This is a genomic window from Xanthomarina maritima (assembly GCF_008084905.1).
In the GTDB taxonomy this organism is placed as follows: Bacteria; Bacteroidota; Bacteroidia; order Flavobacteriales; family Flavobacteriaceae; genus Xanthomarina; species Xanthomarina maritima.
In genome coordinates this window covers 1-14,930 of the sequence record NZ_VSFC01000020.1, presented here as the reverse complement: position 1 = coordinate 14,930, position 14,930 = coordinate 1, and the positions used below count along the sequence as shown (strand labels likewise).

12 protein-coding genes and 1 tRNA gene are annotated in these 14,930 nt (G+C 30.3%); 12 read left to right on the top strand and 1 reads right to left on the bottom strand.

The genetic code is table 11. The features are described 5' to 3' along the window. Positions 1 to 122 precede the first annotated feature (122 nt). From FVF61_RS03840 to FVF61_RS03805, 8 genes are all read left to right on the top strand, one after another. Entirely contained in the window at positions 123 to 887 is a 765-nt protein-coding gene (locus tag FVF61_RS03840) for a hypothetical protein (RefSeq protein ID WP_148453560.1), read from the top strand. A 142-nt stretch (positions 888 to 1,029) separates the two neighbouring features. Then, the gene (topA, locus tag FVF61_RS03835) at positions 1,030 to 3,534 is read left to right on the top strand and encodes a type I DNA topoisomerase (RefSeq protein ID WP_148453558.1); all 2,505 of its coding nucleotides are present in this window, start codon (positions 1,030 to 1,032) and stop codon (positions 3,532 to 3,534) included. Positions 3,535 to 3,561: 27 nt separating this feature from the next. Beyond that, a complete protein-coding gene (locus FVF61_RS03830) occupies positions 3,562 to 4,728 on the top strand; it encodes a formimidoylglutamase (RefSeq protein WP_148453556.1) in 1,167 nt (388 codons plus the stop codon). Positions 4,729 to 4,897: 169 nt separating this feature from the next. Continuing rightward, positions 4,898 to 6,262 (top strand): type IX secretion system lipoprotein PorK/GldK, encoded by a 1,365-nt coding sequence (porK, locus tag FVF61_RS03825; protein ID WP_449404193.1) that lies wholly within the window; start codon positions 4,898 to 4,900, stop codon positions 6,260 to 6,262. A 61-nt stretch (positions 6,263 to 6,323) separates the two neighbouring features. Next, the gene (porL, locus tag FVF61_RS03820; protein ID WP_148453552.1) at positions 6,324 to 6,962 is read left to right on the top strand and encodes a type IX secretion system motor protein PorL/GldL; all 639 of its coding nucleotides are present in this window, start codon (positions 6,324 to 6,326) and stop codon (positions 6,960 to 6,962) included. Between the two features lie 56 nt (positions 6,963 to 7,018). Then, positions 7,019 to 8,569 (top strand): type IX secretion system motor protein PorM/GldM, encoded by a 1,551-nt coding sequence (porM, locus tag FVF61_RS03815; RefSeq protein ID WP_148453550.1) that lies wholly within the window; start codon positions 7,019 to 7,021, stop codon positions 8,567 to 8,569. Between the two features lie 49 nt (positions 8,570 to 8,618). Then, the gene (gene porN, locus FVF61_RS03810) at positions 8,619 to 9,518 is read left to right on the top strand and encodes a type IX secretion system ring subunit PorN/GldN (RefSeq protein ID WP_148453548.1); all 900 of its coding nucleotides are present in this window, start codon (positions 8,619 to 8,621) and stop codon (positions 9,516 to 9,518) included. Between the two features lie 92 nt (positions 9,519 to 9,610). Further along, on the top strand, positions 9,611 to 10,660 hold the full coding sequence (locus tag FVF61_RS03805; protein WP_148453546.1) for an NAD(P)/FAD-dependent oxidoreductase: 1,050 nt from the start codon (positions 9,611 to 9,613) through the stop codon (positions 10,658 to 10,660). Here the strand turns inward: FVF61_RS03805 and FVF61_RS03800 are convergent. Beyond that, the gene (locus FVF61_RS03800; RefSeq protein ID WP_148453544.1) at positions 10,650 to 11,027 is read right to left on the bottom strand and encodes a DUF983 domain-containing protein; all 378 of its coding nucleotides are present in this window, start codon (positions 11,025 to 11,027) and stop codon (positions 10,650 to 10,652) included. The two genes, FVF61_RS03805 and FVF61_RS03800, sit on opposite strands and share 11 nt — an antisense overlap. 85 nt (positions 11,028 to 11,112) lie before the next feature. Between FVF61_RS03800 and FVF61_RS03795 the strand changes: the two genes are divergently transcribed. The 4 genes from FVF61_RS03795 (at position 11,113) to FVF61_RS03780 (ending at position 14,397) form a co-directional block, all read left to right on the top strand. Further along, positions 11,113 to 13,017 carry an ABC-F family ATP-binding cassette domain-containing protein gene (locus tag FVF61_RS03795; protein WP_148453543.1) on the top strand — a complete coding sequence of 635 codons (1,905 nt, stop codon included), beginning with the start codon at positions 11,113 to 11,115 and terminating at the stop codon, positions 13,015 to 13,017. A gap of 116 nt (positions 13,018 to 13,133) precedes the next feature. Beyond that, positions 13,134 to 13,955 (top strand): leucine-rich repeat domain-containing protein, encoded by an 822-nt coding sequence (locus FVF61_RS03790; RefSeq protein ID WP_148453541.1) that lies wholly within the window; start codon positions 13,134 to 13,136, stop codon positions 13,953 to 13,955. A 66-nt stretch (positions 13,956 to 14,021) separates the two neighbouring features. Continuing rightward, positions 14,022 to 14,204, top strand: coding sequence for a CPXCG motif-containing cysteine-rich protein (locus tag FVF61_RS03785; RefSeq protein WP_148453539.1), 183 nt, complete (start codon positions 14,022 to 14,024; stop codon positions 14,202 to 14,204). 120 nt (positions 14,205 to 14,324) lie between these two features. Then, positions 14,325 to 14,397, top strand: a tRNA-Met gene (locus FVF61_RS03780). Positions 14,398 to 14,930 lie beyond the last annotated feature (533 nt).

Sequence of the window (14,930 nt, the reverse complement as noted above, 5' to 3'; positions counted from 1 at the left end):
TTGTCAATAAGCATGCAAAGATACAATTATTTTGAGTAAAGTGACAAAGTGGCAGTGTGTAATTTATTATTTGAATTGATAAAAAAATAACTACCTTTAAATACTAATCAAAATTATATAAGATGCAATTTTCAGAAATTCAAGTTAGAATACAGAATGCAAAAGCTTTAGACTTTGGCGATATTTTTAGTAAGTGTATTGAACTCTTTAAGAAAGTATGGGTTCAAGGTTTGGTAATGTTGTTATTAACGATGGCAATTTTACTTCCATTTTATTTAATTATGTATTTGCCATTAATTGGTGCTGGCTTTTTAGAAACCGGATATTCTAGTTATTCTGGCTATAACGACGATTTTAATATTATATTAATGATTCCTTTCTTTATTTTTATCTTAATATTTTCATTTGTAGCAATGGTTATTAGCTTTGGAATGAAAGCGTCTTTTTATAGAATATGTAAGCTAAAGGATTTAAATGAAGCAGGATCTGATGATTATTTTTATTATTTAAAAAGACCATATTTAGGAAAAGTAATAAAATTAGCTTTATTAACTTTTGCAATTACTTTAATAGCTACTATGCTTTGTGTAATTCCTATAATATATGTTATTGTTCCAGTTACTTTAATGAATGTGATATTTGCATTTAATCCAGAAATGTCTGCAACAGAAATAGTGAAAACTGGTTTTGATTTAGGAAATAAAAAATGGCTAATAACTTTTGGACTTATAATTATCTCAGCTATTTTGGCTCAGATAGTAGGAATGCTTATGTGTCTTATTGGTGTTTTTGTTACAGCCTCATTTTCATATTTACCAGTTTATTTTATTTATAAAGAATCTGTTGGTTTTGAAAACTCAAACGAGACAACAATTAATAAAGAATGATACATTCAATATTTACTTATCAAAAAGCCTGATTATTCGGGCTTTTTTAATGCCTATAATTGATGTTTTTAAGATTGAATAATTTATAAATTAGGAAGATAAATAATTTTTCACATACATTTGTAGCCTTAAAAAATCAAACATGGCGAAGAATTTAGTAATAGTAGAGTCACCAGCAAAGGCCAAAACCATTGAAAAATTCCTTGGAAAAGATTTCAAGGTAGAATCTAGTTTTGGACATATTGCAGACTTGCCTTCTAAAGAGTTAGGAGTAGATGTAGATGGAGATTTTAAACCTAAATATGAAGTTTCTAAAGATAAAAAAGCAGTTGTAAAAAAACTTAAGGACTTAGCTAAAAAAGCCGAAATGGTTTGGTTAGCAAGTGATGAAGATAGAGAAGGAGAAGCTATAGCTTGGCATTTGGCAGAATCTTTAAATTTAGATAAAGAAAAGACTAAACGTATTGTTTTTCATGAAATTACTAAATCGGCAATTCAAAAAGCAATTGAAAACCCAAGAGGTATTGATTACGATTTGGTAGATGCACAACAAGCTCGTCGTGTTTTAGATAGAATTGTTGGTTACGAATTGTCTCCTGTGCTTTGGAGAAAAGTAAAAGGAGGGTTGTCAGCTGGGCGTGTACAGTCAGTTTCTGTTAGATTAATTGTAGAACGCGAACGTGAAATTCAAGATTTTAAACCTGAAGCATCATATAGAATTGATGCTGAATTCTCTAATGAAGAAGGTCAAGCTTTTAAAGCTAAACTTCCAAAGACATTTGCAACTAAAAAAGAGGCTCAAGTATTCTTAGAGAAAAATGCTAAAGCTAGATTTAAGGTTGCAGACTTAGAAAAAAAACCAGCTAAAAAGTCGCCTGCAGCACCATTTACAACTTCTACCTTACAACAAGATGCATCTAGAAAATTATATTTTTCAGTAAGTAAAACCATGACCATGGCTCAACGTTTGTATGAAGCAGGTTTGATTACTTATATGAGAACCGACAGCGTTAATTTATCTGATGAAGCTAGAAAAGGGGCACAAGCAGCCATAGAAAGTGCCTATGGAACTAAATTTAGTAAGCCTAGAAATTATAAAGGAAAAACAAAAGGAGCACAAGAAGCGCATGAGGCCATTCGACCTACAGATTTTTCATTACATTCAGTAGATATCGATAGAGATCAAGCAAGATTATATGATTTGATATGGAAACGTGCTATTGCATCTCAAATGAGTGATGCTGAACTTGAAAGAACTAATGTTAAAATTAGTGCTTCAACCCATAACGATACATTTTCTGCAAATGGTGAGGTAATAACTTTTGAAGGGTTTTTAAAAGTGTATCTTGAAGGAACTGATGATGAAGATACGGAACAAGAAGGCATGTTGCCAGTAATGAAAACCAACGAATCGCTTCTAAATAATTATATAACAGCAACAGAACGTTACACACGTGCACCATATAGATATACGGAAGCCTCTTTGGTTAAACAATTAGAAGAATTAGGAATTGGTAGACCATCTACGTATGCGCCAACTATTTCTACAATTCAAAATAGAAATTATGTTGAGAAAGGTACAGTAGAAGGTGTTGAACGTAATTATTCACAGTTAACATTAAAACAAGGTCAGGTAAAAGACAAAATGTTAACAGAAAAAGTAGGTTCTGATAAAGGAAAATTAGTTCCAACAGATATTGGAATGATTGTTACTGATTTTTTAGTAAATCATTTTGAACATATATTAGATTACAATTTTACGGCAAAAGTTGAAGAAGATTTTGATGATATTGCTGAAGGAAAAGTTGATTGGACTAAAATGATGAAAGACTTTTATAAAGATTTTCATCCTACAGTAGAAGATGTTCAAGAAAATGCAGATAGAGAATCGGGAGAAAGAATTCTAGGAACAGATCCAAATACTGGACGTCAAGTTAGTGTGCGTTTAGGTAAATTTGGACCTATGGTACAATTAGGAACGGCAGAAGAAGAAGAAAAACCACAATTTGCAAGTTTATCTCCAGACCAACAACTTAATACTATTACATATGAAGAGGCTATGGATTTATTTAAACTTCCAAAACACCTTGGAAAGTTTGAAGGAGAAGAAGTAGAAGTAAATAATGGACGTTTTGGTCCTTATGTAAAATTTGGAAAAGCATTTGTATCTTTACCTGCAGGTGTAGACGCCTTAAGTGTAGAATTAGAAGATGCTATTGTTTTAATTAAAGAGAAACAAGAAGCAGATGCACCAATTTATACCTATCAAGGATTGCCAGTTCAAAAAGGAAAAGGACGTTTTGGGCCATTTATAAAATGGAACAACATGTTTATTAATGTGAATAAGAAGTACGATTGGGATAATTTATCTGATAGAGATATCATAACATTGATTGAAGATAAAATTCAAAAAGAAAAAGATAAATTGATCCACCATTGGGAAGCTGAAGGTATTCGTATAGAGAAAGCACGTTGGGGAAGACACAACATTATTCAAGGAAAAATAAAAATTGAATTACCAAAGACAGTCGATGTGTCTGAAATGACATTAGAAGAAGCTAAGGTTATTATAGAAGAAAAAGCGCCTAAGAAAAAAACGGCTAAAAAGAAAGTTGCTAAAAAGAAAACAACTACTAAAAAGAAGTAAAAACATAAAAACGACAAGAATTACCTAATGAATTTTAATTTTCTATCGCCAGTTTCAGATTCGGTATTAGCGCATAATGAGTTACTATCTCAACAAACTTTAGGAAAAAAAATTAAAATTCATTCAAAACAATTAGGTATTCCTGAATTAGAGAATGTTCAATTAGCAATAATAGGTGTTCTAGAAAACAGAAACGACATTAATTATATAGGGGAAGAATTTAATTTAGATGAAATTCGAAAATCCTTATATACGCTCTTTCCAGGTAACTGGCATAAAACCATTGCAGATTTAGGAGATATTAATAAAGGTGAGTCTGTTGAAGATACTTACTTCGCATTAAAAACAACCATTTCTATTTTAGTTCAGAAAAAAATCATACCTATTATAATAGGAGGAAGTCAAGATTTAACATATGCTAATTATCGAGCTTATGATGACATAGCTCCAATGGTTAATATTGTAAATGTCGATTCAAAATTCGATTTAGGCGATTCAGCAAAGCCAATCAAGAACGATAGTTTTGTTGGAAAAATTATTTTAGATAAACCATATAATCTATTTAATTACGCTACAATTGGTTATCAGACCTATTTTAATTCTCAGGAAGAAATAGATTTAATGGACAAGTTATATTTTGAATCTTATAGATTAGGACAAGTTTCAAAAGATATTACATTAGTAGAGCCTGTTTTAAGAGATGCTAATATTGTTAGTATAGATTTAAATTCAGTAAAAGCTTCTGAAGTTAGTTCAAGACAAAAAACATCTCCTAATGGATTAGATGGAAAAGAAATTTGTGCTATTTCTAGATATGCTGGAATAAGTAATAAAGTATCGTCTATTGGAATATATGAGTATAAACCTTCAAAAGATAATAATATAACCTCTATGCTAATAGCACAAATTATTTGGTATTTTATTGAAGGTGTCAATTTTAGAGTAAAAGATGATGATTTTTTAAACGATGAGAGCTATCAAAAATTCATTACCTTAGTAGATGATCAAGAACTTATCTTTTATAAAAGTAAAAAAACACAACGTTGGTGGATTGAAATTCCTTTTTTATCTGAAATAAATAATAAATTAAAAAGACATACGTTATTACCATGCATGCATCAAGATTATATTGACGCTTGTAATAATAAGTTACCAGACCGTTGGTATAAAGCATTTCAGAAGAATTGTCTGTAGATAATACTGTTTTAATGCGCATTTCATCGTTAAAATGCACTTTTTTTACGATGAAACGTAAAATTTTTTTAAAAAAAGTTGTTTTTTTGAAAATATATAGATATGTTTACGCTCTTAAAATTTTTTTAAGACAAATTATAAAATTATTAACCTCGAGTTTTCTATGGATATGAAGAAGTTTATTTTATTAACCGCAGTTTTAACGTTGTTAGCTAGTTGTGGCTCTGGGGACAGAGGTGAGCTAGTTGGAGTTAAAGGAAAAAAATGGCATCCTGAAAAGCCCTATGGTATGGAATTAGTACCAGGAGGCGCTTTTATTATGGGTAAAGCAGACGATGATCTTGCTGGTATTCATGATGCGCCATCTAAAACAGTAACTGTAAGGTCTTTCTATATGGACGCAACAGAAATTACAAATAGCGAATATCGCCAATTTGTTAATTGGGTAAGAGATTCTACTATTAGAACTAAATTAGCTATACTTGCTGATGAAATAGGGGAAACTCCTGGAAATGGTGGTATTGGTGAATTTGCGTTTAGAGATGCAGATCCTGAAAATATGACTGTTTATGAAAAATACATGTATGATAATTATAGTGGCTTAGGACCAACTGGATATGAAGGAAGAAAGTTAAATAAAGATATAGATTTAATTTTTGATACAGAAGACTATCCAGATGAGTATTATGCTGAAGTTATGGATACTATGTATATACCTCTTGAAGAATCTTATAATGGACAAAGAACTTGGGATGTAACTAAGTTTAAGTTTCAATATTCTTATATGGATATTGAAAAAGCAGCCAAAGACAGATCTTTAAAAAGAAAAGATGTTATTGTTAAAGAAGAAGTGGAAATTTATCCAGATACTACTACTTGGATTAGAGATTTTGCTTATTCATATAACGAGCCTATGCATAATGATTATTTCTGGCATGATGCTTATGGAGATTATCCTGTAGTAGGAGTGTCTTGGACTCAAGCTAAAGCTTTCTGTCAATGGAGAACCATGAATAAAAATGCCTATCAGAAAGATAGAAAAGCAGCTTTTGTAAATTCATTTAGATTACCATCTGAAGCAGAATGGGAATATGCTGCAAGAGGAGGTCTGCAAGCTGCAACTTACCCTTGGGGTGGACCATATACTAAAAACGACAGAGGTTGTTTTATGGCGAACTTTAAACCATTAAGAGGAGATTATGCAGCTGATCAAGCACTTTATACAGTAGAAGCTAAATCTTATGAGCCTAACGATTTTAACTTATATAATATGGCTGGTAATGTTTCAGAATGGGTAAGTGCATCATACGATCCTTCTTCTTATGAATACGTTTCAACTATTAATCCGAGCGTTAATGATGTTAATAATCAACGTAAGGTTGTACGTGGAGGATCTTGGAAAGACGTTGCATATTATTTAGCAGTTAGTTCAAGAGACTACGAGTATGCTGATTCAGCAAGAAGTTACATTGGCTTTAGAACCGTTCAAGATTACATGGGAACTGAAGTAACTAAAAACGCAAAAAACAGATAACAACAATTAATATTAATCTACTTAAGTAAACTAACTTAACTTAATCAAAAAAACTAAAATTATGGCACAATCAAGAGCATTTAAGAAATTTATGACCATGTCTTATGGTTTCGGAGCATCCATTGTAATTATTGGAGCATTATTCAAAATTATTCATTTTGAAATAGGACCATTAACAGGAAACGTCATGTTAACTTTAGGTCTTGTAACCGAGGCAATTGTATTTGCAATATCTGCATTCGAACCAGTAGACGATGATTTAGATTGGTCTTTAGTATATCCTGAATTAGCTGGAGGAATTGGTAACAAAAAAGAACAACCTAAAGATGCTGAAGGTTTATTATCTAAAAAATTAGACAGTTTATTAAAAGAAGCTAAAATTGATGCTGAATTAATGACAAGTTTAGGTGACAGTATTAAAAACTTCGAAGGAGCTGCTAAAGGCATTAGCCCAACTGTAGATTCAATAGCTGCAACTAAAAAATATGGTGAAGAACTTTCTTTAGCTGCTGCACAAATGGAATCTTTAAATAGTTTATATAAAGTGCAATTAGAAAGCGTAAATCGTCAAGCAACTATAAATGAAGAAGCTGTAGAAAACGCAACTAAATTAAAAGAACAAATGCAATCTTTAGCATCTAACTTATCTTCATTAAACGGAGTTTATGGAGGAATGTTATCTGCAATGACTAAGCACTAATTAGTTTAATTTAACTAATTATTAATTTAACAATTAACGAAAAAAACTAATTAGAAATGGCAGGAGGAAAATTATCTGCAAGGCAGAAAATGATTAACTTGATGTATTTAGTGTTTATAGCCATGCTTGCACTTAATATGTCGAAAGAAGTGCTATCGGCATTTGGTTTAATGAACGAAAAGTTAACCGAATCTAACGAAGCAACTTCAGAAAGAAATGATGCATTCATGCAAGGTTTAGCAGAGAAAGTATCAGAACAGCCAGCGAAATACCAACCTTTAAAAGCTCAAGCAGATCAAATAAATGCATTGGCAAATAATTTTAATTCATATTTAGAAGGATTAAAAGGACAAATGACTTCAACAGTTGATGATCCACAAGATTATGAGATCATGGACAAAGGTGATTTCCTTGATGAGCACTTCTTTATTGGCGATAAATTAAAGCCAGAAGGTCAAGAATTTATGGATCAAATTGCAACTTATAGAGATGGTGTAGTTGCTGTGTTGAATACAAATCCAGATATGGCAGGTATTGCTAAAGATGTTGAAAAGAAATTTTCTACAGATCCAGTAACTAATAGAGATGGAAATAAAATTGATTGGTTAAGCTACCATTATAAAGGATTTCCATTAGTTGCTTCATTAACTAAAATGACTCAGTTACAAGCAGATGTTAAAACAACAGAATCTGAAGTATTATCATCTATGTTAGCTGGAAAATTAAAAGTAGAAGCTTCATTAACAAACTTTGATGCTATTGTTGTTCCAGATAAAACAGCCTTTTTCTCTGGCGAGAACTTTACTGGAAGAATTATCTTAGGTAAAAACGATAAAACATTAAAAGCAGATAAAGTTGTAATTAATGGGACCGAACTTTCAGAAGAATCTATGCAAGCAGGTCAAACCTTATTAGATTTCCCTGCTGGTCCAGTTGGAGAAAGAGAAATTCAAGGAGAGTTTCAATTCAAAGAAGGCGATTCAATTATATCTATTCCAGTTAAAAGTACATACGCTGTAGTTCCTAAACCAAATTCTGCAACTATTTCAGCAGATAAAATGAATGTGGTTTATCGTGGTGTAACTAACCCAATGACTATTTCTTTTGCTGGTATTTCAGATAATAATGTATCTGCAAGTGCGCCAGGATTAAGTAAAGGTTCAGGAGTAGGGAAATACAATATGAATCCAGGAACAGGAAGAGAGCTTACTATTAATGTTACAGGTACTTTACCTAATGGAGATAAAGTAAGTGATAAAGCTACTTTTAGAATTAAAGATATTCCTAAGCCTACTGGAACTATAAGTGGTCAAGATGGTATTGTAAAATTACCTCGTAACTCTGTAGAAATAGGCACTATTGGTGCCATGTTAGACGATTTTGATTTTGAATTACCAATTCAAGTAACATCGTTTAAATTTAAAGTACCTGGTCAACCTTCTGTTGATGTAAATGGAACAAAACTAAACGATCAAGCAAAAAATGCATTACGTAAAGCTAGACGTGGAGATAATGTTCAAATATTTGATATTAAAGCTCAAATTAGAGGAAACTCTTCTTATAAGCTAAAAGGAGTTTCAGCTGTTATTGTTGAGATTTCAAATTAATAGACATTATCATTTTAATTGATAAGCCCTAATAAATAAAATTGAAAAGATGAATTATAAAAGTTTTTTATTAACCGTTTTAAGCATATCGTTTGTGTCTGCTTCCTTTTCTCAGGCTAACATTTTAAATGCAAAAAGCCCTGATCAGATTGGTGTAAGAACTGAAGCTCAAAAAGCTGTAGATAACGACAAACCATTAGAATATGGTTATGTAGACGATAGAGACATTATGTTTTCTAAAATGACTTGGGAAAGAGTCGTTCTTGACGAACGAGTTAATTTCCCACTATACTATCCTGTAGATACAAATAATATTGGGTCTGATAGACGTTCTTTATTTGATGTTCTATGGAAAAGTGTAAAAGATGGTGATATAGAAAATATTTACGATGATTCTTATTTTACAACCAAACGTACATTAAAAGATATTAAATCGGCAATGTCTAAAATAGATACTTTAGATATTGGTTACGAGCAGTATAATGCCGATGGTTATGTAGATCCTGAGTATATTGTAAAACGTAATATTACATCTTACGATATCAGTGCATATTTAATTAAAGGACTTTGGTATTTTGATAAGCGTCAAGCCGAATTAAAATATAGATTGCTTGGTATAGCTCCTGCTGCACCAGACGTGAACTTTATTGATTCTGATGATGAAGCTAATAAAGAACCAATTCCATTATTTTGGGTATTTTTCCCTGATGCTAGAGATATTTTACACGAAGCAAAATCATTTAATAATGAGAATAGTGCTGTGCCTTTCTCTTATGATCATTTACTTAATTCTAGACGTTTTAATGGCTACATTTATAAAGAAGAAAATGTATATGGAGACCGTAAAGTAACTGAATACATTTCTGAAAACGCATTAATGCAACTATTAGAATCTGATAGAATTAAAGAAAAAATTAGAAACTTTGAATTAGATATGTGGGCTTACTAACTTTGCCATAATATATAGATTTAAATAAAAAACGCTCACTTATGGTGAGCGTTTTTAATTTTTTTAATTTTATCCAAAGTATCTTTGTTTTTATGAATGTAGATTATATTATAGTTGGTTGTGGTTTGGCTGGAATCGCTTTTTGCGAACATCTAATTGCTTCTAACAAATCGTTTGTTGTATTCGATAATCAATCGCAACAATCTTCAGTTGTGGCTGGTGGATTATACAATCCAGTAGTTTTAAAACGATTTACTTCGGTTTGGAAGAGTAAAGAGCAATTAGAAATTGCTCTACCAATGTATCAATCCATAGAAGAAAAACTTCAAATTAAAGTAGATTATAAGATTCCAGTTTATAGACGTTTTACATCTTTGGAAGAACAAAATAATTGGTTTGCAGCTTCCGATAATCAGTTACTATCAGCCCATCTATCATCTAAAATAATTAAAAACACAAATGAATATATTACAGCTGATTTTGGTTTTGGTGAAGTATTACATACTGGAAGAATAGATACAAATACTTTAATTTCTTCATATAAAAAATATCTTATTGATAACAATCAATTAATTGAAGAGGCATTTAATTATACGGATTTAAAATTTCTAAATACAGGTATTTCATATCAAACCATTTCAGCAAAACAAATTGTATTTGCTGAAGGATATGGATTAATAAGAAATCCATTTTTTAATTATTTACCATTAAAAGAATCTAAAGGAGAATTATTAACTATTCATGCTCCAGATTTGAATATTGATTATGTTTTAAAATCCAGTGTTTTTATTCTGCCATTAGGAAACGATTTATATCATATTGGAGCAACTTACAATTGGACAGATAAAACTAATAATATAACTCAAGAAGGTCGAGAAGAACTCTTAAATAAGCTTAAAACGTTTTTAACTTGTAATTTTGAAATAGTTGATCAAGTGGCAGGAATAAGACCTACTATTAAAGACCGAAGACCTTTAGTAGGCAAACATCCAGACAGAAATAATATGTATATATTAAATGGTTTAGGAACAAGAGGTGTTATGATTGGGCCTTATGTAGCTAAACAACTTTTTGATCATATAGAAAACAACTCAGAATTAGACCCAGAAATACAAATTAATCGTTTTAATTCTAAATCATAGTCTTGTCATAATGCATAAATATATTAATCCAAATATTTCTGGAAAGACGCATTATAATTGGACCAAAAATTATTAAAGTTCCAACTATAGCAATAAAAGAAGTTAATAAGCTACTTCCTAAAAATAAATAGCTGATGACAAAAGCAGCAACAGCAAAGGCTATTCCAACAGCATAACTAACATACATAGAACCATAAAAAAAAGAAGGTTCAATTCGATATTTAGTATGACAATGAGAACATGTTTCATTAATTTTTAAAACATCTTTTAAAACATAGGGGTTTTTATTCATGTACATGGATTCCTGATGGCATTTCGGACATGCTCCCGAAAGGATGCTATAAAGTTTACTTCCTTTTTTTATCATAATTAAAACTATTACTTTTGCGCTTTGTAAGATTTCACAAAATTAAAATTTTATTTAGTAACGCTCTGTAACAATAGTAACAAAAATGCTTAACATTCATAATCTTTCCATTTCTTTTCAAGGGGAATATTTATTCGAAGAAATTACATTCAAATTAAGTCCTGGAGATAGAATTGGATTAATTGGAAAAAACGGAGCTGGTAAATCTACCATGCTAAAAATTTTAGCTAAAGAACTAGAGCCGGATTCAGGTCAAATTGCAGCAGATAAAAACTTAAGTATTGGTTTTTTAAAACAAGACATCGATTTTGTTTTAGGTAGAACCGTTCTGGAGGAATCTTATGAAGCATTTCATGATATAAAAGCTCTTGAGGCAAGAATGGAAGAGATCAACCATCAATTGGTTGAGCGTACTGATTACGAAAGTGATGGTTATCATCAGATTATGGTTGATCTTAATGAAATTCAGCATCAATACGAAATTCTTGGAGGCTATAATTATCAAGGTGAAACTGAAAAAATTCTCCAAGGATTAGGTTTTAAACGGAATGATTTTGAAAAATTGACTGATACTTTCTCTGGAGGTTGGAGAATGCGTATAGAATTAGCAAAATTATTACTTCAAAATAACGATATTCTATTATTAGATGAACCAACGAACCATTTAGATATTGAGTCAATAATCTGGCTTGAAGGGTTTTTAAAGAACTATCCTGGAGCAGTGGTTATAGTATCTCATGATAAAATGTTTTTAGATAATGTTACCAATCGAACTATTGAGATCTCATTAGGAAGGATTTATGATTATAATAAACCATATTCTAAGTTTTTAGTGCTTCGAAAAGAGATTAAGGATCAACAATTAGCAACTCAGAAAAATCAACAGAAACAAATAGAGCAAACCGAAAAATTAATCGAAAAATTTAGAGCCAAAGCGTCCAAAGCAACTATGGCTCAATCTTTAATAAAAAAACTAGATAGAATAGAACGTATTGAAGTGGATGAAGACGATAATGCTGTAATGAAACTCAATTTTCCGGTTTCAATTGTGCCAGGTAAAGTGGTTATTGAAGCTCATAATATATCTAAAAACTATGATGATGTTAAAGTATTAAAAAATATTGATTTAACAATAGAACGAGATTCTAAAACAGCTTTTGTTGGGCAGAACGGCCAAGGTAAATCAACACTAGCAAAAATTATTGTTGGTGAAATAAAATATCAAGGCACATTAAAGTTGGGTCATAATGTTCAGATTGGGTATTTCGCTCAAAATCAAGCAGAGTATCTTGATGGAAACAAAACTGTTTTAGATACTATGATTGATGCAGCAAATGAAAAAAACAGAAGTAAAGTTAGAGATATTCTTGGTTCCTTTTTGTTTAGTGGAGAAGAGGTAGATAAATATGTAAGAGTTCTTTCTGGAGGCGAAAGAAACAGATTGGCATTAGCTAAATTATTATTACAGCCTTTAAATGTATTAGTCATGGATGAGCCCACAAACCACTTAGATATTAAATCTAAAAATGTATTAAAAGATGCTTTAAAGAAATTTGAAGGAACTCTAATTTTAGTTTCACACGATAGAGATTTTCTTCAAGGATTAACAAATAAGGTTTTCGAATTTAAAGATTATAAAATAAAAGAATATTTAGGAGATATTGATTTCTATTTACAACAAAGAAATGTTGAAAATCTTCGAGAAGTAGAAAAAAGAGAAGTTATAAAAGAGTCTCCAAAAGAAAGTAATAAACAATCATACGAAGAACAGAAGAAATTAAAGTCATTAAATAATAAATTGAGTAATCTAGAATCTAAAATTAATCAACTTGAAAAGGAGATTAAGGAAATGGATGTGGATTTAGCAACAAATTATGATAAAACGGTATCAAATACTGCATTTTTTGACTCTTATCAATCAAAAAAGAGCAAATTGGATAAATTAATGGCAGAATGGGAAGAAGTCCATGAAGAGATTGAAAACATCTAAATCATTGATTTTTAAGTTCATTACTTTTATTAAAATTGTGCATTTCATCGAATAAATTTGTTTATTATCCTATTTAAGTCTAATATTGTTAGAGATTAATCCCAAATCTATGCTATATGAAGACTATTAAACTTATAATTCTATGTTTTTTTGTTTCTGCATATTCTTTTGCAGAAGTAACTAAAAATGAGAGAGAAGCACTAATTTCTCTTTATAATTCTACTCAAGGAGATCAATGGAATAACACTTGGAATTTAGATGAACCAATAGAAAATTGGTATGGTGTAACTGTTGTAAACGATAAAGTAGTTGAACTTAATTTACATTTTAACAATCTTAAAGGGACAATTCCTTCTCAAATAGGAGATTTAATATACTTAAGAGCTATGAATCTTGGGTTTAACCATTTAAATGGAAAAATACCTTCTTCTATTGGTAATTTAACAAAACTAACTTCTTTAGAATTATTCATGAATAAGTTAGAAGGAGAAATTCCAAATGAAATTGGGAATCTTACATATTTAAGAACTTTAAAGTTATATAGTAATAGTTTATCAGGAGATATCCCATTAACTATTGGAAACTTAATAAACCTAAAGGAATTAATGTTAGGCAGCAATTTTTTAACTGGAAATATTCCAACTCAAATTGCTAATTTAAATAGGCTAGAAGTATTAAGTTTAATTGATAATAGGTTAAATGGAGAAATTCCAACAGAAATAGGACAATTAAGTCAATTAAAAGAATTAGTATTAGCAAGTAACGATTTAACAGGAACTGTTCCTTATCAAGTAACAAGCTTATCTCAATTAAGCACTTTTATGGTAAGTGATAATAATTTTGATAGAGAATATGTAAGTGTCATTGATGGCAATAGAGAGATGCCAAATGGATTATTAGAATTCGACTCAGAAACTGTAATTACAGATAACGATTAAGTATTAATTAATTGATATAAAAATTAAGACTGTCTGAAAAAGATGGTCTTTTTTTTATCTTTAAATATGAAAGAACATTTTTTTCAATGTCCATATTGTTGTGAAACCATTTCTATGCTCTTAGATAGCTCACAACTTGAACAAGAATATATTGAGGATTGTGAAGTATGTTGTAATCCAATTCAAATTAAAGCTAAGTTTGAAAATTTAGAAATTGTAATTTTTAAGGCAAATAGTCTTGAACAATAATTTTCTTTAAAATGTTCTTGTTATATCTAAAAAGCATTGTATATTTGCAGTCCTAAAATGATTGAATCGGCATTATGAACCGATAAGTTTAGAGCTAAAAAAATCATCTAGGAATTAAATCGCGGGATAGAGCAGTAGGTAGCTCGTCGGGCTCATAACCCGAAGGTCGCTGGTTCGAGTCCAGTTCCCGCTACTAAATGTAAATCGTTTGAAATCAATGGCTTTGTTTGCACAAAGCCATTTTTTATGACTTCTGTTTTAAGTTTTATATTTCAGGTACATGATTCAGTACATGATTTTACTATGAAACCCAACTAAAAACATATAATTTTAGTCAAATTGAAAAATTTGTATTGTGATATTTTTGTGATACAAATTGATATAAAAATTTTGTACCAATGATTTTGGTTACAAATGGCACCATTTTTAGCTGTTTTAGTGTCTAAAACTAATATAATTTATGTTTTTTACTGTTATTTATGTTATCACAAAATAAAAAGATTAATAGAGGGAAAACATAAAATGAATAAATTGCAACTCAATAATATTGTAAAGTATTTCTGAAATTTAGAAATTCATATTCATTATGGATTCAACTTTTTTACTTGATTGTTTTCGATTTTGGTTGTTTAAAATTCAAGAAAAAAAATCGCAAAAAGTAAGCAGTCTTTTTTAACTCAGTTCTTCTTAAGTTTACAATTCATTAAATTTATTAGATAATCAGAA